At 36.3% G+C, this 19690-nt stretch carries 20 protein-coding genes and 11 tRNA genes; 28 read left to right on the top strand and 3 right to left on the bottom strand.

Annotated features, from left to right (window positions below; translation table 11 throughout):
* Positions 1-64: 64 nt before the first annotated feature.
* Positions 65-838, top strand: coding sequence for a class I SAM-dependent methyltransferase (locus tag QNH29_RS19510; RefSeq protein WP_283860991.1), 774 nt, complete (start codon positions 65-67; stop codon positions 836-838).
* Between the two features lie 48 nt (positions 839-886).
* Here the strand turns inward: QNH29_RS19510 and QNH29_RS19505 are convergent, their stop codons facing one another.
* A complete protein-coding gene (locus tag QNH29_RS19505) occupies positions 887-1033 on the bottom strand; it encodes a hypothetical protein (RefSeq protein WP_283860990.1) in 147 nt (48 codons plus the stop codon).
* 287 nt (positions 1034-1320) lie between these two features.
* Here QNH29_RS19505 and QNH29_RS19500 point away from each other — a divergent pair.
* The 22 genes from QNH29_RS19500 (at position 1321) to QNH29_RS19395 (ending at position 12106) form a co-directional block, all read left to right on the top strand.
* Positions 1321-1402, top strand: a tRNA-Leu gene (locus QNH29_RS19500).
* 40 nt (positions 1403-1442) lie between these two features.
* A tRNA-Gly gene (locus QNH29_RS19495) sits at positions 1443-1517 on the top strand.
* A gap of 5 nt (positions 1518-1522) precedes the next feature.
* Positions 1523-1611, top strand: a tRNA-Leu gene (locus QNH29_RS19490).
* Between the two features lie 73 nt (positions 1612-1684).
* Positions 1685-1761, top strand: a tRNA-Arg gene (locus QNH29_RS19485).
* 7 nt (positions 1762-1768) lie between these two features.
* Positions 1769-1845: transfer RNA gene (locus tag QNH29_RS19480), tRNA-Pro, on the top strand.
* Positions 1846-1863: 18 nt separating this feature from the next.
* Positions 1864-1939: transfer RNA gene (locus QNH29_RS19475), tRNA-Ala, on the top strand.
* 20 nt (positions 1940-1959) lie between these two features.
* A tRNA-Met gene (locus tag QNH29_RS19470) sits at positions 1960-2036 on the top strand.
* A gap of 46 nt (positions 2037-2082) precedes the next feature.
* A tRNA-Ser gene (locus QNH29_RS19465) sits at positions 2083-2175 on the top strand.
* Positions 2176-2199: 24 nt separating this feature from the next.
* Positions 2200-2284: transfer RNA gene (locus tag QNH29_RS19460), tRNA-Tyr, on the top strand.
* 33 nt (positions 2285-2317) lie between these two features.
* Positions 2318-2391, top strand: a tRNA-Trp gene (locus QNH29_RS19455).
* A gap of 8 nt (positions 2392-2399) precedes the next feature.
* Positions 2400-2480, top strand: a tRNA-Leu gene (locus QNH29_RS19450).
* A 521-nt stretch (positions 2481-3001) separates the two neighbouring features.
* The gene (locus tag QNH29_RS19445) at positions 3002-4558 is read left to right on the top strand and encodes a glycine betaine uptake BCCT transporter (protein ID WP_283860989.1); all 1557 of its coding nucleotides are present in this window, start codon (positions 3002-3004) and stop codon (positions 4556-4558) included.
* A 288-nt stretch (positions 4559-4846) separates the two neighbouring features.
* On the top strand, positions 4847-6796 hold the full coding sequence (locus QNH29_RS19440) for a CoA-disulfide reductase (RefSeq protein ID WP_283860988.1): 1950 nt from the start codon (positions 4847-4849) through the stop codon (positions 6794-6796).
* A 185-nt stretch (positions 6797-6981) separates the two neighbouring features.
* Positions 6982-7365 (top strand): DUF302 domain-containing protein, encoded by a 384-nt coding sequence (locus QNH29_RS19435; protein ID WP_283860987.1) that lies wholly within the window; start codon positions 6982-6984, stop codon positions 7363-7365.
* 267 nt (positions 7366-7632) lie between these two features.
* Positions 7633-7896 carry a metal-sensitive transcriptional regulator gene (locus tag QNH29_RS19430; protein ID WP_283860986.1) on the top strand — a complete coding sequence of 88 codons (264 nt, stop codon included), beginning with the start codon at positions 7633-7635 and terminating at the stop codon, positions 7894-7896.
* Positions 7897-8012: 116 nt separating this feature from the next.
* Positions 8013-8492, top strand: a complete 480-nt coding sequence (locus QNH29_RS19425) for a DsrE/DsrF/DrsH-like family protein (protein WP_283860985.1) — start codon at positions 8013-8015, stop codon at positions 8490-8492.
* A gap of 47 nt (positions 8493-8539) precedes the next feature.
* The gene (locus QNH29_RS19420) at positions 8540-8899 is read left to right on the top strand and encodes a rhodanese-like domain-containing protein (protein ID WP_283860984.1); all 360 of its coding nucleotides are present in this window, start codon (positions 8540-8542) and stop codon (positions 8897-8899) included.
* A gap of 17 nt (positions 8900-8916) precedes the next feature.
* Complete coding sequence (locus QNH29_RS19415; RefSeq protein ID WP_283860983.1) at positions 8917-9213, top strand: rhodanese-like domain-containing protein; 297 nt, start codon at positions 8917-8919, stop codon at positions 9211-9213.
* A 53-nt stretch (positions 9214-9266) separates the two neighbouring features.
* Positions 9267-9842 (top strand): sulfurtransferase TusA family protein, encoded by a 576-nt coding sequence (locus QNH29_RS19410; protein WP_283860982.1) that lies wholly within the window; start codon positions 9267-9269, stop codon positions 9840-9842.
* A 49-nt stretch (positions 9843-9891) separates the two neighbouring features.
* The gene (locus tag QNH29_RS19405; RefSeq protein ID WP_283860981.1) at positions 9892-11019 is read left to right on the top strand and encodes an MBL fold metallo-hydrolase; all 1128 of its coding nucleotides are present in this window, start codon (positions 9892-9894) and stop codon (positions 11017-11019) included.
* 19 nt (positions 11020-11038) lie between these two features.
* Positions 11039-11266 carry a sulfurtransferase TusA family protein gene (locus QNH29_RS19400; RefSeq protein ID WP_283860980.1) on the top strand — a complete coding sequence of 76 codons (228 nt, stop codon included), beginning with the start codon at positions 11039-11041 and terminating at the stop codon, positions 11264-11266.
* Positions 11267-11317: 51 nt separating this feature from the next.
* Positions 11318-12106: a sulfite exporter TauE/SafE family protein gene (locus tag QNH29_RS19395; protein WP_283860979.1), complete on the top strand. Its 789-nt coding sequence runs from the start codon at positions 11318-11320 to the stop codon at positions 12104-12106.
* A 157-nt stretch (positions 12107-12263) separates the two neighbouring features.
* On the opposite strand, the gene QNH29_RS19390 is transcribed toward QNH29_RS19395, so the two are convergent.
* Entirely contained in the window at positions 12264-12641 is a 378-nt protein-coding gene (locus tag QNH29_RS19390) for a rhodanese-like domain-containing protein (RefSeq protein ID WP_283860978.1), read from the bottom strand.
* A gap of 143 nt (positions 12642-12784) precedes the next feature.
* The gene (locus tag QNH29_RS19385; RefSeq protein ID WP_283860977.1) at positions 12785-13429 is read right to left on the bottom strand and encodes a YesL family protein; all 645 of its coding nucleotides are present in this window, start codon (positions 13427-13429) and stop codon (positions 12785-12787) included.
* 238 nt (positions 13430-13667) lie between these two features.
* Here QNH29_RS19385 and QNH29_RS19380 point away from each other — a divergent pair, with 238 nt between their 5' ends.
* The 5 genes from QNH29_RS19380 to QNH29_RS19360 all read left to right on the top strand — a co-directional run bounded on the left by QNH29_RS19380 (position 13668) and on the right by QNH29_RS19360 (position 19574).
* Positions 13668-14630 carry a carbohydrate ABC transporter permease gene (locus tag QNH29_RS19380; RefSeq protein ID WP_283860976.1) on the top strand — a complete coding sequence of 321 codons (963 nt, stop codon included), beginning with the start codon at positions 13668-13670 and terminating at the stop codon, positions 14628-14630.
* Positions 14631-14648: 18 nt separating this feature from the next.
* Complete coding sequence (locus QNH29_RS19375) at positions 14649-15482, top strand: carbohydrate ABC transporter permease (RefSeq protein ID WP_283860975.1); 834 nt, start codon at positions 14649-14651, stop codon at positions 15480-15482.
* Between the two features lie 73 nt (positions 15483-15555).
* The gene (locus QNH29_RS19370) at positions 15556-16881 is read left to right on the top strand and encodes an ABC transporter substrate-binding protein (protein WP_283860974.1); all 1326 of its coding nucleotides are present in this window, start codon (positions 15556-15558) and stop codon (positions 16879-16881) included.
* Positions 16882-16977: 96 nt separating this feature from the next.
* Positions 16978-18768, top strand: a complete 1791-nt coding sequence (locus QNH29_RS19365) for a sensor histidine kinase (RefSeq protein ID WP_283860973.1) — start codon at positions 16978-16980, stop codon at positions 18766-18768.
* Positions 18765-19574 (top strand): response regulator transcription factor, encoded by an 810-nt coding sequence (locus tag QNH29_RS19360; protein WP_283860972.1) that lies wholly within the window; start codon positions 18765-18767, stop codon positions 19572-19574. The genes QNH29_RS19365 and QNH29_RS19360 overlap by 4 nt, the downstream gene beginning before the upstream one ends.
* Positions 19575-19690 lie beyond the last annotated feature (116 nt).

Below are 19690 nucleotides of genomic sequence, written 5' to 3'. Positions count from 1 at the left end.
TAAAAACCTGATAATTTTATTACGTCATTGGATGACTTAAAATAGAATTTAGAGGTGATTCAGGATGGATATTAAGAAAGAAGTGCAAGAGCAATTTGGGAAAAATGCTGCTTCCTACGTTTCCAGTCCCATTCATAAGGATGGAAAAGACCTATTGAAGATGGTAGAACTAGCAGAAGTCACTGGTCAGGAGGTACTGCTTGATATTGCGACAGGCGGTGGCCATACAGCCAATGGGTTTGCACCTTTGGTTAAAAAAGTGACAGCAGTTGACCTTACGGCAGAAATGTTGGAAGCGGCAGAGAATTTTATTAAGGTAAACGGTCATCAAAACGTTGAATTGGTTCAAGGTGATGCTGAGCAGCTTCCTTTTAGTGATGAATCTTTTGATATTGTTACCTGCAGGATTGCACCACACCATTTTCCACATGTGGATTTATTCATAAAGGAAGTACATCGAGTATTGAAGCCGGGCGGGCAATTTTTATTGGATGATAATGTTGTTCCGGAATCTAAAGAATTTGATCAATTTTACAATACGATAGAGAAACTACGTGATTATAGCCATTTTCGTGCATGGAAAAAATCTGAATGGATTGAAAAGCTTGAAGAAAGTGGCTTGGAAGTTTTTGAATGGCATCGCTTTGAAAAGACGTTTCGATTTGAATCGTGGTGTGCAAACATGAAGCTTTCAGAACCAGAAAAGAATCATTTAACTAAGTTTATTCATGAATCTTCAGATAAGATTAAAGATAAATTTAGAATACTCATTCAGGATGAAAAAATTATTTCATTTAATGGTGAGGCGATTATTTTAAAGGCTTTAAAGCGCGAATAAAAAACCCAGTGTATCAAAGAGAGCATTCTCTTTCATACACTGGGTTTTTTAAAATTCAAAAGGACTGTGAAGGTCATTTAGGGCTGTTCCGAATACATCAAATTCAGGTAACTTCTCACTATTAATTGTGTTATCTTCTTGATCCCCTTGATTTGCGGGCATTTTTTCGACATCTTTTTTCTGGTTGTAACTCAAGGTTACATCAGCTCCTTTTTTGGAAATGAATTATATTGTATTTTTACCCATTAAAAACGTTCTAAACCATTTTTTTATCTTTTCAAATATGACCTCTGTATAGCGTAGGTGAGGTTTTATGATATTGTGGCATAAAAATTATCTGCACTATTTTCCGCTTCAAAAAAAACTTTAAAATTTAGTGTTGATTTTTGTCGTAATTCGTTGTAAGATAATCAATGTCGCTGCTACGATGTGGCGAAGTTAGCAACTTAGTTTTCTAGTTAGTTTTGAAGACGATATTACATGCGGGTGTGGCGGAATTGGCAGACGCACCAGACTTAGGATCTGGCGCCGCAAGGCGTGGGGGTTCGACTCCCTTCACCCGCATCATGATTTTTTCACGAAGTGAAAATAATCTTCCAAATATGCGGAAGTAGTTCAGTGGTAGAACACCACCTTGCCAAGGTGGGGGTCGCGGGTTCGAATCCCGTCTTCCGCTCCAATGTTGCCGGGGTGGCGGAACTGGCAGACGCACAGGACTTAAAATCCTGCGGTAGGTGACTACCGTACCGGTTCGATTCCGGTCCTCGGCACCAAGTTATTTTTCGAAGCAAAAAATATTTAAAGCTTTTTTCTCAGCAATGTTAAAATTACTTACAATTAAAATATGCGCCCGTAGCTCAATTGGATAGAGCGTCTGACTACGGATCAGAAGGTTATGGGTTCGACTCCTTTCGGGCGCGCCATATTTTACGGGAAGTAGCTCAGCTTGGTAGAGCACTTGGTTTGGGACCAAGGGGTCGCAGGTTCGAATCCTGTCTTCCCGACCATCATCTTAATTAGTATTTGGGGCCTTAGCTCAGCTGGGAGAGCGCCTGCTTTGCACGCAGGAGGTCAGCGGTTCGATCCCGCTAGGCTCCACCATGATTTTTTATATGATATTTGGCGGTGTAGCTCAGCTGGCTAGAGCGTACGGTTCATACCCGTAAGGTCGGGGGTTCGATCCCCTCCGCCGCTACCAAAGTTTTTTGCGAAGCAAAATAACTTTCAATATCACTTTTTACTGCGGAGGAATACCCAAGTCCGGCTGAAGGGATCGGTCTTGAAAACCGACAGGCGGGTTAAACCGCGCGGGGGTTCGAATCCCTCTTCCTCCGCCATAATATAATAAGCTCCATTTATATGGAGGGGTAGCGAAGTGGCTAAACGCGGCGGACTGTAAATCCGCTCCCTCAGGGTTCGGCGGTTCGAATCCGTCCCCCTCCACCAATGTTTTTTGCGAAGCAAAATAACTTTCCACTTAGGGGTATAGTTTAAAGGTAGAACGAAGGTCTCCAAAACCTTTGGTGTGGGTTCGATTCCTACTACCCCTGCCAAATTATTTGCCGGTGTGGCGGAATTGGCAGACGCGCACGACTCAAAATCGTGTTCCTCTGGAGTGTCGGTTCGACCCCGACCACCGGTATTTTAGACAATGAGCAAAACACTCAGCAAGGTTGTTTCAACCTTGCTGAGTGTTTTTTTTTGTTAAAAATCTTAAAAGTGTGAAAATAGGAAAGTAAGCCGTTAAGGGATATTTTACTTGAAAACTGGCCGTAAAAAGAGGATTCGAGAGTTATAGTAAGAATATGTCTATAATTATCCTTCTCTGAAGGGATAGAAAGACGAGAGCCCTAAATACGCTGGTATATGCTATTTGATTGGTTTATCCCCTTTTGATATAGTTTAACTATTCCCCTGATTGACCTGTAAACTGAACTATACTAAATACCTCTGCCTCGTAATCAATTTAATTAACCCAAATAGAAGAACATTCTCAAACAATTTAGCATGTTGTATTTAGAGTAAATGCATGAACGCAATTTATAGGGTTACGTTTCAATACTTCAAAAAAAAATACGTTCAGCAAATGGTTTTGCATTTTATATGTTCACCAATCGAAGTAAACCCTCTGCGAATTAATCAAAGAAGGGAGTAATATTTAATATGAAAAATGCTACAACTGTTTTTTATGTATCAATCATATTATTGGCTGGTCTAGTTTTTATGGGTATCGCGACGCCCACATCTTTAGAAAAGGTCACGAGTAGTATACAAGGTGTAATTACGGAGTCATTTGGGTGGTATTACCTTTTGCTTGTATCGTTGTTTGTGTTTGTTTGCTTCTATTTATTAGTAAGTCCAATTGGCCGGATTAAGCTCGGGAAACAGGAGGATAAGCCTGAGTTTTCACGTCCAACTTGGCTTGCAATGCTTTTTAGTGCGGGTGTAGGGATTGGGCTAATGTTCTATGGAACATATGAACCTATTAGCCATTACATGATTAGTTCTCCTACTGGCCAAGAGGGCACGGATCAAGGTATTAAAGATGCGATGAGATTTACTTTCTTTCATTATGGAATCCATGCTTGGGCAATCTATGGTTCGATAGCAATGGTTCTAGCTTATTTTACATTTAGAAAAGGGGAACTTAGCTTAATTAGTCGAACTTTACGGCCGTTGATTGGGAACCATGCGGATGGAGCTGTAGGGAAGGCGATTGATGTCATTGCTGTTATTTCGACGGTTATGGGGGTTGCTACATCATTGGGATTTGGAGCAATGCAGATCAATGGGGGCTTGTCCTATCTATTTGATATTCCTAGTACGCTGACAACCCAAACTGTTATCATTCTTGTTGTGACCGTCTTATTTATGATTTCGGCATTAACAGGTTTAAGCAAAGGGATAAAAATTCTCAGTAATCTAAATATGGGGCTCTCAGCGGTGCTCTTAATGATAGTATTCATACTGGGACCGACTCTTTTTACCCTTAACTTATTTACAGATACGCTAGGCGCATATATGCAAAATTTCATTAATATGAGTTTTCGTATTGCTCCTCTCAATGAAGAAGGACGCAGTTGGATTAATGGATGGACAATCTTTTATTGGGCATGGTGGATTGCCTGGGCTCCGTTTGTTGGGGTGTTTATTGCTAGAGTCTCAAAGGGGCGAACCATTCGTGAGTTTGTTGTAGGTGTCTTACTGGTTCCGACACTTATTGGATTTATTTGGTTTATAACTTTTGGGAGTGCGGCCATTTTTACCGAAACATCAGGGCTGCTTTCAATATCTTCCTTAGCTCCTGAAGAATCTCTTTTCGGCGTGTTAGAAGGGTTTCCATTCGGCATGGCTTTATCCCTTTTTGCCATATTAATCATTGTTACGTTCTTTGTTACTTCGGCTGACTCTGGTACTTTCGTTTTAGGTATGATGACAACGAATGGATCACTAAACCCAAGTACATCTATTAAAGCTACTTGGGGAGTTTTTCTCTCTGTTACAGCGGTTGCTCTCCTTTATTCTGGGGGCCTGCAAGCACTGCAGAACACAATGATTATTGCAGCACTTCCATTTTCATTCATTATGGTGTTGATGGTAGCCAGCTTACTTAAATCGTTGAAACGGGAAGCAAACGAGCTTGGACTTGGTCAGTTAAGTAATGATCGAAAGAAAATGGTGGGTAAACAAAGCACAGGGGATGTAAAGAAAGCTATATAAAGATATTAAAAAATGAACAAGCAACGTTTCAACTTCGGTTGGGACGTTGCTTTTTTATGAACAAAAGGGATAGTTAAATGTATTAAGTTAATCCCTTAAACAACATTCAATCAAATTATATACAGGCCCTAATTATGACTAAAATGTGAAAGACTCCAAAATGACCTTTACATATATTTTTTTGAATATATAATACCCTTATAGGTATAAAACCCCCACGGGTATACTAAATAACTTTTTTCTATTTAATTAGATGAAATAGAAATAGTTCAATTTGGAGGGATTGTGATGATTCAGAAAGTAATTATCGTAGGAGGAGTTGCAGGTGGAGCTACTGCTGCTGCTAGATTAAGAAGAATTAGTGAAGATGTTGAGATTGTTCTTGTAGAACGTGGAGAACATATATCATTTGCAAACTGTGGCTTGCCCTATTACATTGGAGAAACGATTAAGGATCGAAGTAAATTATTAGTTCAAACTGTAAAAGGAATGTCTGATAGATTTAATCTTGATATACGCAATCAAAGTGAAGTAGTGAACATAGTTCCAGAAAACAAAAGGGTTACAATTAAGAATTTACAAACTGGGGAAGTGTATGAAGAATCTTATGACAAGTTATTATTATCTCCGGGAGCGAAGCCAATTGTACCACCGATCCCAGGATTAAATGAAAATGAGACATTATTTACTTTAAGAAATATCCCAGATACAGATAAAATTAAAAACTATGTTGATCACAATTATCCCAAAAAAGCTGTTGTTATTGGCGGAGGATTTATTGGTATTGAGATGGCCGAAAACCTTATACACAGAGGAATTCAAGTAACGCTTATTGAAATGTCCAACCAAATTATGGCACCAATTGATTTTGAAATGGCTAGTATTTTACACACTCATCTAATTGAAAAGGGTGTTAACCTAATCTTAGAAAATGGTGTTCAATCATTCGCCGATCAAGGGAAAAAAGTGGTTTTATCAGATGGTAAAGAAATTCAAACGGACATGACCATTCTTTCAATTGGAGTAAGACCTGAAAATGATTTAGCCAAAACAGCAGGACTTGAGTTAGGAGAGCGCGGAGGAATAATTGTAAATGAATTCCTGCAAACCTCAAATGAAGATATTTATGCCGTTGGGGATGCAGTAGAAGTGGTCGATTACATGAGTGGTACAAAGGCCATGATCCCATTAGCTGGACCAGCCAATCGCCAAGGGCGTATCGCTGCGAATAACATTATGGGGAAGAACAAGAAGTATCAGGGGACATTAGGTACTTCGATTGCAAAGGTATTTGACTTAACGGTTGCTGCTACAGGAAACAATGAGAAAACATTAAAACGTTTAGGGATTGCCTATGAAGTTGTTCATATTCACCCAAGTTCTCATGCTGGTTACTATCCAGGAGCAGCACCCATTGCATTAAAATTGATTTTTGATAAAGAAACTGGAAAAATATTTGGTGCCCAGGCAGTAGGTGCAGACGGCGTTGACAAGCGAATTGACGTTATTGCCACAGCTATTAAGGGTGCCTTAACCGTAGAAGATCTAACAAATTTAGAATTATCTTATGCACCTCCATATTCTTCAGCAAAAGATCCTGTTAATATGGCTGGCTATGTGGCAACGAATATTATGGAGGGTGAATTAGAACATATTCAATGGAATGAAGTCGATCAACTTGTTGCTGAAGGTGGATTACTAATAGATGTTCGCGAACCAATGGAAAGAGAATTTGGTTATATTGAAGGTTCAATTAATATCTCACTAAACGACCTTAGAAATAAATTAGATGAAATCCCAAAAGATAAAGCTGTTTATGTAAGCTGTCAGGTTGGATTAAGAGGCTATTTAGCTTGCCGCATACTAAAAAATCATGGCTATCAGGTTAAGAATGTCGATGGCGGTTGGAAAACGTACTCCTCTGTATATGGTAACAATTTAAATAAAGATGTTGAGACGAAAACAAACGACCTTGGGGAAACGGAGGTAGTTAAAGAAGTAGCAAATGGAATAAAAGCTGATTCCGTAGTGGATGTTAGTGGATTAGCTTGCCCTATGCCTATCATTAAACTGAAAAAAGGTATGGATTCATTGGAAAGCGGACAAGTAATTGAGCTTCTTGTGACTGACCGGGGTGCTTTAAATGACCTGCTAGCTTGGTCAAAAAATGCTGGTCATACTCTTTTAAATATGGAACAAGAAGAAAAGCTTATTAAATTTTGGATCAAAAAGAAATAATAGATAAATAAAAAGGCATGGCTCGAAAATACGAGTTGTGCTTTTTTTTCCATTACAAGGTTAATTCAGATGTGAAAAATATGGCATGTGAAATGGGATCTGCAAAAGGTGATACTAAACAAGAAAGTATGGAGGTTACTGAAATAAAATGTTGGAGGCTAATATGTGCAAGGAGTTGATAGTAAGTGTTTGATTATACTGTTATAAGTGAGAAAACAATTGAGGGTGCAATACAAAGCCTAGAAGAAAGCTTAAAAGAAGAAAAATTCGGGGTATTATGGATGTTTGATATTAAAGAAAAGCTTCAAGAAAAAGGCTTGGAATTTTCAAAGGAATATAAAGTGCTTGAAGTATGTAACCCTGTTGAGGCGCAGAGAGTTTTAATTGAAAATGAAATGGCAGGATATTTCCTGCCTTGTAAAATGGTTGTTTATGAGTATGATGGGAAAACAAAAATTGGAATGCCAAAACCAACTGCACTGATAAGCATGCTAAATGATGAGAAAATGAAAAATTTTGCTGAAGATATCGAAAATAGATTGATTAATGTCATAAACAAAAGTAAGTGAAACACCAATATATACATTGTATTCTTCCTCGACCGCTAGATTAAGCGGTTTTTTTATATGATGATGAAAAATTAATATTTAATGGTTGACATTATACCTATAGGGGTATATTATTGAGCTTGTCATTGTTATTTGTTTCATTCTAGGAGACATACATGATATATTTGATTCTAGTGTAGTAGCAATAATAGTATATAAAAGATATTCGTAATAATGAAATAAAGAATAGACATTAGAAATACATGCTAACTGTTAGGAGGTAAAATAATGGAGTATAATGATCAAGTTAAAAATCGTGTAAAGCGGATTGAAGGTCAGTTAAGGGGTATTTTAAGATTAATGGAAGAAGATAAGGATTGTAAAGACGTGATTACTCAGTTGTCTGCCGCTCGAACTGCAATTGATCGAACAATAGGAGTAATTGTGAGTTCTAATTTAGTTGAATGTGTTCGAAAGGCCGATGAAACGAATGAAAGAAGTGCTGAAGAGTTAATTAAGGATGCAGTAAACTTATTGGTAAGAAGCCGATAAAAAAGGGTTGACACCCTCTTTTATTTTCGTTACTATAATACCCATGGGGGTAATGGTATTTTCTAGTCAACTGAATACCCCGGTGGGTAGTTAATAAAATACAGGAGGTCATAAAAATGACAGAAAAGAAAAAAACAACTATCGTCCTATTAAGCGGAGATTATGATAAAGCAATGGCAGCTTATATTATTGCAAATGGTGCTGCAGCTTATGATCATGAAGTAACGATTTTTCACACTTTCTGGGGGTTAAATGCTTTACGAAAAGCTGAAAGTATTTCAGTTGAAAAAGGGTTCTTGGAAAAAATGTTTGCGAAAATGATGCCTAGAGGCGCAGACAACATGGGATTATCAAAAATGAATTTTGCTGGTTTTGGTCCCAAGTTAATCAAAAAAGTAATGAAAAAACACAATGCGCTTCCTCTTCCTGAACTAATTGAGATGGCGAAAGAACAGGATGTAAAATTAATTGCATGTACGATGACGATGGATTTACTTGGTCTTCAAAAAGAGGAACTGTTAGATAACATTGAATATGCAGGAGTGGCAGCCTATTTAGCTGAAGCTGAAGATGGTAATGTGAATCTGTTCATTTAATTTTAATGTGTGGGATTTCAGCCCCTCAAAATAGGAGGTTATTAGGTATGGAATTTATAAATTATTTATTCATTGCACTCTTACTCTTTTTGATTGTCAATCGTTTCATTCCAACAAAAGGCGTAAGAAATATCACAACAACGGAATTAAAAAATGAATTGAATGATAAGAATAAACAATTTGTTGATGTTCGAACACCTGGTGAATATAAAGGAAATCATATCAAAGGGTTTAAAAATATTCCCCTTCATCGACTGGCAGAAAAAGCAACTGTGCTATCAAAAGATAAAGAAGTAGTGGTCATTTGCCAAAGTGGTATGAGAAGTCAAAAGGCTAGTAAGCAACTAAAAAAATTAGGTTTTTCAAAAGTTACGAATGTAAAAGGCGGTATGAGCGCTTGGTTTTAAATAAAGGGGGACTAACAATGAGAGAAATGACTGCTAAAGAAGTTGAGACAAAATTAAATGGAGGAACTAAATTAAACATTATTGATGTGCGTGAAGTAGATGAGGTTGGGTCTGGAAAGATTCCTGGTGCTGAGAATATTCGGTTAGGATTAATAGAATTCCGTATGCATGAATTAGATAAAGCAAAAGAATATATCATTGTTTGCCGTTCTGGCGGCAGAAGTGCCCGCGCTGTGCAATTTCTAGAGTATCACGGATATAATGTCATTAATATGATAGGTGGCATGATGTCTTGGGAAGGAAAAGTTGAATAAATTTTTTTAAAAGAAATAATACCCTAATAGGTATACAATCTGGAGGTTTTAAGATGGAACAAATAAAAGCAAATGTCATATTAGACGCAAAAGGATTAGCATGTCCAATGCCAATTGTGAAGACAAAGAAGGCAATGAATGGATTAGAAGCTGGACAAGTTTTGGAAGTCCAAGCAACAGATAAAGGGTCCAAGGCTGATTTAAAGGCATGGGCTGAAAGTACAGGACATCAATATTTAGGTACATTAGAGGAAAGAGAGGTCTTAATGCACTACCTAAGAAAATCCTCTAATGATGAAACCATCGAAAGAAAACACCCAAAGGTAATCGACAATGATGAACTAGAAAGAAAACTCGAATCAAATGATAACATGGTTGTTCTCGACGTTAGAGAAAATGCCGAATATGCGTTTAATCATATTCCGAATGCCATTTCTATCCCGTTAGATGAACTAGAAAAACGTATTGATGAATTAAGCAAAGAAGCTGATATTTTTGTTGTGTGCCGAACAGGCAGCCGAAGTGACCTTGCAGCACAAAAATTAACAGAAAAGGGATTTACCAAGGTGGTTAATGTCGTACCAGGAATGAGTCGATGGTCAGGGAAAACTACTAATATAATTAAATAAAGACAAAATATTTTTTTAATCTAAAATATACCATAGGGGGTAAAGTGGAATGACTGTAAATGCTATGACTTCAAAAGAAGTAACGAAAAAAGTCTTTAATAAGGAAGAATTATTTATTCTTGATGTTCGTAATGAAAGTGACTTTGAATATTGGAAAATTGAAGGTGATAACTTCAAACATTTTAACATTCCGTATTTTGAATTACTAGATGGTGTCGAAGGCATTATGGATAAGATACCCTCAGATAAAGAAATTTTAGTGGTATGTGCAAAAGAAGGATCCTCTATTATGGTGGCGGAAATGCTCTCTGAAGCTGGAGTAACAGTGTCTTACTTAAAAGGTGGAATGAAAGCATGGAGCGAACACTTAGAACCTGTTAAGGTGGGCGATCTAAAATCTGGCGGCGAAATGTATCAGTTTGTCCGTATTGGTAAAGGGTGTTTATCTTACATGGTTGTATCAAACGGTGAAGCTGCGATTATTGATGCCACTCGTATGACGGACATTTATCTTGAATTTGCTGATAGTATGGGAGCAAAAATTACTCATGTTTTTGATACGCACCTACATGCAGATCACATTTCCGGTGGAAGGGATATTGCAGAAAAAATGGGTGCAACGTATTGGCTGCCTCCAAAGGATGCAACAGAAGTAACGTTTACGTATCAGCCATTAGAGGATGGTAATGATGTCGAAATTGGGAATGTAAAAATCAACATCCACGCCTTGTATTCACCAGGTCATACGATTGGATCTACTTCATTTATTGTTGATGAGAAATTCTTACTCTCAGGTGATATCTTGTTCATTGACTCTATCGGAAGACCTGATCTGGCAGGCCTAGCACATGATTGGGTAGGAGATTTAAGAGAGAGTTTATATAAACGCTATAGAGAATTATCAGAGGATTTAACCGTTCTTCCTGCCCACTTTATGATTATTGATGAACTTAATGAAGATGGTAGTGTATCTGAAAAATCAGGAACCTTGTATGCCCAAAACCATGGCTTAAACATGGAAGATGAAAATGAGTTTAGAAAAATGGTAACAGAAAACCTACCGCCACAACCTAATGCTTATCAAGAGATCCGTGAAACGAATATGGGAAAAATCAATCCAGAAGTAGAAAAACAACGCGAAATGGAAATTGGACCAAATCGCTGTGCAGTTCGTTAAATAAAAGGAGGTAATTAACATGGAAGCAAATAAAATTTTAGATGCAAAAGGGCTGGCATGTCCAATGCCAATTGTTAAAACAAAAAAGGCAATGAATGAATTAGAAAGTGGTCAAGTTTTAGAAATCCATGCAACGGATAAAGGTGCAAAAAATGACCTTACTGCATGGGCGAACTCAGGCGGTCATAAGGTAATGAAACACGAAGTGGAGAATGATGTTTTAAAGTTTTGGATTAAAAAAGGTTAAGCAAAAGGAACCGAAGCAGGTTCCTTTTGCTTAAAGGGGGGAGGCGGTAGTATGGATTTTAGTTTTATTATTACCATTTTCTTAATTGGCTTTATTGGTTCATATATATCTGGAATGGTAGGGATAGGCGGTTCCATTATTAAGTATCCGATGCTCTTATATATTCCACCTTTATTTGGTCTAGCCGCATTTAGTCCCCATGAAGTATCCGGAATAAGTGCCGTTCAGGTATTCTTTGCGACTATTGGTGGTGTTTGGGCATACCGTAAAGGCGGCTATCTAAATAAAATGCTAATTGGATATATGGGAGTGAGTATCTTAATTGGTAGTTTTCTTGGGGGATATGGTTCAAGGTTAATGACAGAAGGTGGTATTAACCTAGTTTATGGTATTTTGGCATTATTTGCAGCTGTCATGATGTTTGTTCCGAAAAAGGGAATCGATGATATTCCACTTGATCTAGTGAAGTTTAATAAATGGCTTGCAGCTTCACTAGCTTTCATTGTTGGGATTGGTTCTGGAATAGTTGGAGCGGCAGGAGCCTTCTTATTAGTTCCAATCATGCTAGTCATATTAAAAATACCAACTCGTATGACGATTGCATCTTCGCTGGCTATTACGTTTCTATCTTCAATCGGTGCGACTGTAGGGAAAATTACCACGGGACAAGTAGAATTTTTACCTTCAGTCATTATGATTATTGCCAGCCTTATTGCATCACCATTAGGTGCCATGGCTGGGAAAAAGTTAAACACTAAGATCTTACAAGTAGTATTAGCTTTGATAATTTTAGCAACAGCAATAAAAGTTTGGATGGAAATACTCTATAAAGTAACATAAAAGATTTGAGCCAATAAAGAAACAGTGTTTATTTTGATAATACAAAGATTGACTATATAAAGACCATATTCGGAGATGGACCATTCAAAGTGCTTCGAGTTTGAAGAGAGAGCCTGTCTACAAATGGTACTGTTCGTGAGACAGGCTTTTTTCTATCTTATTGATATTCAATTTCGTATGCCCAGTTATTCATACCGCCAGTCATGTTATAAATAGTAGAGAAACTTTTGCTTGTTAAGATTTCACTGGCTTGAGCAGAACGACTTCCACTGCGGCAAACCAATAAGTAAGATTTATCTTTTTCTAAGTCGATTAATTTTTTTTCTAATTCTTGAAGTGGTATCAATAGTGCATTGGGAATGTGGCCATCTTGGTATTCTTCAGGGGTTCTAATATCTAACACGACAACTTCCTTGTTGTCTATGAGTATCTTTGCTTCCTCTGCAGTAACATTTCTATAGCCCTCGGTATTAATTCCACATGCAGTAAGAAAGACAACTAAAAAGAAGACTAAAAAGTGTGAGAATTTTTTCATTTTATAACCACCTTGTAGTAAGGTACTATATGTTTGATTTTTAATACATCCTTTCTAATTAGGTTACTTCTATTATACCTTGTGGGGTATGACAGTCTTTCACAAAGATTTGAACAAAAAACAAACATTTTATAGTAGAAATGTTAAGAGACTTCTGCTTGATTGCGGAACTGCCCCTGTTTTTTTGCTATTTTCTTATACGCAATATTGGAAGAGGAGAGAATCACAAGACCTAAAATACTTCCACTGAAAAAGAACCCTGCTCCAGATAAATAAGTAACAGCGAAGTAGACGGCAGTAAATCCAAAAATAATAAATAGACTAGGGATCGGACTAGAGATCGTAATCAGAAGTGCATTTTTTAAATGGGTTCCTAATGGTTGATCAAATTCAACGTAGGAAGCCAATGTATAAGAGATGATTAGAATATACATACCACTCATAATAATGCTTGAATAAAAAAGAAGAGAGGACATGTCATTAGATGTCAAATGTAAAAAACGGATATTCACAAACAAAATAAAACCGATTGCTGTAATTACGATTCCTAATTTATTACTGTTGAAGAATTCCTTTTTATAATAGTGCCAAAAAGTTTGAAACACAGTCGGATGATTTCCACGGATAAACTGTCTTAATGTAGCTAACATCGCAATGGTTGCAGGAAAAAAGCCAAAAACAATGAATCCACTTAAAGTAAAAAGTATCCATAATAGATTAATATAAGCTAGTCTGGCAATCCAATCACAAATGGTATAAACCACATTTGAAAATGAACCTAATTTCATGGTGATCCCCCCTTATTTATAAATATATCATGCATAAAAGGTCTAATTTTCTGTTTTTTTTAATGAAGTAAAAATTTTATCTAATAGGTAAAAATAAAGCATTAAATACATAGAAGGTCTAAATGGAATATTCAAAAAGTAGTAAAAATTTTCTCAATAATGTAAAAAATCAACATTGTTGAAAGCGATTTCAAAAACTATACTAAAGCTACAATCAAGACGAAGGGGTGAAAACATTGTGAATAGCGAGGTAAAGGTCGAAACAAATGTAGTCAACACAAAAAATAGTAAGGTAAACAAAAAAGTAAAAAATAGGGCTCCTTTTAGTGGCTGGAGGGAGAATTTAGCAGGGTATGCATTTATAGCACCTATGTTTATTGGTACTTCCGTATTAGTATTATTTCCAATTCTCGCTTCATTTGTTTTAAGTTTTACAGATTGGAATTTTGTATCTGGCTATCAAAATGCTAAATTTGTAGGATTCGAAAACTTCTCGAAATTACTCACCAATCCACTATTCCTTAAAGGTTTAGTAAATAATGTTATCTTAATTTTAGCGGTACCAATTACATTACTTTTGTCTCTTGCCTTAGCTGTTATCATTAACAAATATGTCTATATGAAAGATTTGTTTAAAGTGATCTATTTTATGCCATTTATTTCGAGTATTGTAGCGGTTGCTGTTGTGTTTCAGGTGCTTTTTCATCCAACCAAAGGCCCTATTAACCAATTACTACTAACAATCGGGATTGAAAATCCACCTGGTTGGATAGCTGATGTTACCTTTGCGTTACCATCTGTTATGTTAATTATGGTTTGGACTGGAATCGGCTTTAATTTAATTATTTACTTGGCAGGTTTGCAGAACATTCCAAAAGAGTTATATGAAGCAGCACAAATGGATGGTGCAACTGCTTGGTCACAATTTACGAAGATTACAATTCCATTAGTGTCACCTACAACATTCTTATTGTTTGTCACAGGTGTTATTTCAAGCTTTAAAGTATTTGATTTAATCATCGTTTTAACAAATGGCGGGCCGGCAAACTCAACCATAACACCGGTTGTTTATTTGTACCAGCAAGCCTTTATTGAATTAAGAACTGGCTATGCTTCCGCGATTTCATTAGTTATGTTTGTTATTATTTTGATCATTACTTATATTCAGTTTATTGGTCAGAAAAAATGGGTGAATTATTAATAGAAAGGAGCAGGGCAGATGGTAGGAAGATTAGATATAAGAAAATTGATCGTAACCGCCATTATGGTATTAATCGGAATTGCTTTTCTAATGCCATTTTTTTGGATGATATCTGCTTCTTTTAAAGTAGAAGAGGATGTATTAACTTTTCCGATTCAATGGATTCCAGAAAAGTGGAATGCAGTTGAAAATTATAAAGAGGTTTGGACAGGCTCCTTGCCATTTCTTCAATTATATTGGAATTCTATCAAGGTAACGGTTTTAACCACATTGGTTTCATGTACAATCTCCTGTTTAGCGGCATATGGATTTGCCAAAATAAACTTTAAGGGAAGAGATTTCATCTTTTTAATCGTCTTAGCAACCTTCATGATTCCACCGCAAACATTGTTAGTAACACAATTCCTACTATATAGATGGATTGGTCTATATGATACGCACACGGGTCTTATTCTATTAAATAGTTTTAGTGTATTTGGAACGTTTATGCTGCGCCAATTCTATCTCGGAATCAGCAATGAAATTATTGAATCAGCAAGAATGGACGGAGCAGGTCATTTTAGAATATTTACTTCGATTGCTTTACCATTAGTAAGACCTGCGATCGCAACGTATGCAATATTACGTTTTATCTGGACCTGGAATGACTTCCAAAATCCACTTATCTTCCTAAGATCAAAAGAATTATATACCATTCAACTTGGTGTACAGAGTTTTTCAGATCAACATGGCAGTGTTTACTCTTTAATGATGGCAGCATCTGTATCGGCTATTTTACCTTTATTGATAATCTTCATTATCGGACAAAAAAATGTTATAGAGGGTATCCAGCTTGGTGGAGTGAAAGGGTAAAACCGGTATTTACTCTCAAAATATAACTTTGAGAGAGTTGATATATAACTATAAATAAGGGGGAGAGTATTTTATGATGAAGAAATGGGGTTCATTGTTATTAATTGGACTTTTTGTAATGATCATGTTAGCTGCTTGTTCTGGAAATGATGAGGCTTCATCGGATAAGGGGAAATCTGATTCATCTGATGAAGAAGTTACGTTGAAATTTGTCCACTGGGTGAATGAGGATGTTGGGAAATGGGAAAGTGTCATTGCCAAATATGAAGCAGAGAATCCAGGAATAAAGGTGGAGTCCATTCCACTTGTAGAAAACATGAACTCTCAGGATTATTTTAAACAGTTAGATTTAATGGCCTCTGCTGGGGAAGAAATGGACCTGATAATGTTTTCCAATGTGAATGATCTTGTTAAAAGAGTCGATGCAGGTCTCTTAGAACCAGTAACTAAATTTGCAGAAATAGAAGGTATTGATATTAATGAGATATACCATAATGGTTATCCGGCTATTAATGGAGACTATTATGGCTTGCCAATGAAAAATGTAGCGATGCTTGTTATGCTGAATAAAGCACATCTTGATAAAGCGGGATTAGAGATTCCTACTGAGTGGACTTGGGATGACTATGCCGATTATGCAAAAAAGCTGACGACAGATGGTCACTATGGTTCTTATTTACACACATGGCCTAATTTCTATGCTTCATTAAAAATGATGGGTAAGGCAAAAGATAATTTGATTTTACATGAGGACGGTACATCGAATGCAGAAGACCCGATGTTGCGCGCATCACTAGAACTACGAAATCAGTTAGAAAATGTGGATAAATCATCTGTTCCATTTACTGAAATTTTATCGCAAAAAATGGATTATCGTCAGCAATTCTTTAGTCAATCAGCATCAATGGTTCCTACTGGAAGTTATATGATTACTGAATGGGGACAGTTTACACCGGAATTTGAAATTGCTTGGGCACCATGGCCAAAAAATAAAGAAAGTGATAAAGCACTTGCGGGGATGGGCGGGGATTTAGTTTCAATCGCAAAAAGCTCAGAACACAAGCAAGAAGCATATGATTTCATGCGTTGGTTGACAACAGAAGGGATTGTAGAACAAGGAATCTGGACACCGTCTTGGAAGGACGCAGATATGGACAAAGCGTTAGAAACAGTGGTGAATGGATCCAAAAAACCTGATGCCGTTCATATGGAATCATTGAAGCATGCACTTACTTCTGTAGAGGCTACTGAAGTCATTGCACCAGCTCCATATATTACGGAAGCTTATAACGAATTTGGTGCGGAAGTGGAATTATATCTCCTTGGTGAACAGGATCTTAATAAGACGATGAAAAATGTCAAAGAAAGAGTACAAGCTGTAGTAGATGCCAATCAATAATTAGAATAATCATGCTATAATAGAGAGAAAACATATATGTTTTCTCTCTGTTTTTGTTTTGATTATTGGAAGCGGTGACAATCAGTGAAATTTTTATTGATAAAAATAAAGCAAATGTCGCTTAGAACGAGATTAATCATTTCCGTCATTATCTGCATTTTATTTCCGTGGGCTGGTACCTATATTGTATCTAACTATGTTACCAAAGACGTATTAGAACAACGTGCCGCAAAACAATCAGAAGATGATTTACGGATGATTGAATTAGGAATAAAGAATATGTTAGATGATATTATGTATACCTCTAACTATATTCAATTCAATACAAAGATGAATCAATTACTTAAATCCCATGCGTTAATTAATCCAGATTCCCCCAATGTAAAACAAGAAATAGCTCTAAATTATATAGATATATCGAATGAATTGACTGGAATTACTAATTTATTAATGCCTTTGTATATAACCATTTTGTATAACAATGACTTATATTACACCAATTATTCCCAAATTGATTTTAACCCTTTACAATTCAAAGAAAAACCATGGTTTGAAAAATTGGATCACTTAAGTTTTTATCAAACCTATTGGCTGGGTGCACACCCTACCTATATTGAATCTGAGAGCGATACTTACCCATATCTTATTACCATTGGCAGGAGGATACAAAGAGCAAATTCCTCTAATTCCTATTTAATTATTAGTTTAAAAGAAAACGAGATTAAGAAACTCTTTAATCAATTTCAAAGTGAAAAGAGAGTAAAATTCTATTTAACCAATGCAGATGGTGAGATTTATTCAAGTTTAAATACAGAAGAGGTAGGAACGACATTAAGATATGGCGTTACAAACTCCGATTATCAAATTGTTAACTATGAAAAAGAAAAGCATTTAATGGTTTCCTATCCAGTTTCCTATTCCAATTGGAGATTGGTCAGCCTAGTACCATATAAAGATACGATTGGATCCATCAATATGGTAACAAGGACGACGATTTTAATTCAAGGTGGTTTCCTAGTTCTATTTTTAATTGGTCTTATTATGCTTGTACGTGAATTTACAAAACCAATCACAAGATTACATCATGTCACAAAAGCAATCAAACAGGGTGATTTGTCTGCTAGGATATATGTATCAGGAAGTAATGACGTCGCTCAATTAGGGCACTCTTTTAATCATATGTTGGACACCATCGAGGAAATGATTGAACAGATAAAAATCCAAGAGGAAGCGAAACGAGATGCTGAATTAGAAATGCTTCAAGCACAAATAAACCCGCATTTTTTATTTAACGTACTAAATGCCATTCGCTTGAAAATTAAAATGGATGGTAACGCTGGCAGTGCATCACTCATCTATTCTTTATCTGCACTCCTTCGTATGACAATCAATCGGAATAATGCTTTTATTCCTCTAGAGGAAGAGGTAACGATTGTGAAGCATTATGTAGATTTGATGAACTTTCGACACCAGCATGATGTAGAATTAGACATTGATGTGAGTGACTCGGCTTCTAATTTTCAAGTACCAAGATTTTTCTTACAGCCCATAATTGAAAACGCAATCATTCATGGGAATATAAATAGGAAAGAAACCATTAAAATCATTGCCAGTGAACAAATTGATACGTACCTGAAACTAATCATTACTGACAATGGTAAAGGTATGGATAAGCTTACATTGGAAGGATTGCGAAAGAAAATTTTTCAACCAAAAGGTCTTGATACGGTAAAAAGTAGTAAATCATTTAACGGGATAGGGGTACACAATGTCTACCAAAGAATGAAGTTGATTTATGGCGCTGAATTTCAATTGAGTATAGACAGTATGGAAGGGGAAGGAACAACGGTAACGTTTCAAATTCCGGTCAATAAGAGGTGGTTATGATGTATGAAGTAGTTTTGGTAGATGATGATGTTATCGTAATTGAATTTTTGAAGAAACTTATTCCATGGCAGGACTATGGCTACCAAGTTGCCGCAAGCTTTCAAGATAGTAATGAGGCTTTAGTATTCATGAAGAGTAACCCTTATGATGTATTGATTACCGATATTGGCATGCCAAAACTTAATGGAATTGAATTAATCGAGCAATTGAAAAAATCGAATATCAACTCCTATAATGTCATCCTTTCTTGTCATGATGAATTTACCTTCGCACAACAAGCTATAAAGTTAGAAGCCTATGATTATATTTTAAAAGAATCAATGGAAGAAAGTAATATCATTGAATTACTTGAAAGATTAAAGATTAAGCTGGATCAAGAACTTTATGTCAATGATCAGCAGGCAAAAGTCACCAAGTTTCTAGAAAGAAGTACTAGAAATGACGATGTGTTAAAAGCACAAAAATATGTACAAACTCATCTTGGCGAAAAGATATCATTGACTGAGGTAGCAGCCCATTTACATTTAAATTCTAGTTATTTCAGCAGAATGTATAAGAAAGAAACGGGAGAAGGTTTTGTTGAATATGTGACAAGAGTTAAAATGGAAAAAGCAATAGAATTACTAGATCTTTCGTCAAATACAGTAGAACAGATTGCATATGAATTAGGCTTTGAAAGTAAAAGTTATTTTTTGAAAACATTTAAACGGTTTTATGGGGTTTCCCCGAAATCATATAAATATAAAGATAAAGTATCTGGAAAGGATGCTCAATTAATCAAGCCGGAAAAGCAAACAGGTTATTAGCGTATTGACATTTACCATAGATATGCGCCCAATAGGCAAACAAGACCGCAGCCGTTTCGACCAACCCTTAATGAATGAACAAAACGTTATTTTGTTTATTCATTAAGCGGGGAGAG

The organism is Neobacillus sp. DY30 (genome assembly GCF_030123065.1).
Lineage (GTDB): Bacteria > Bacillota > Bacilli > Bacillales > Cytobacillaceae > Neobacillus.
Note: the sequence above shows the minus strand (reverse complement) of the source record. Positions and strands in the feature narration are given on the sequence as shown.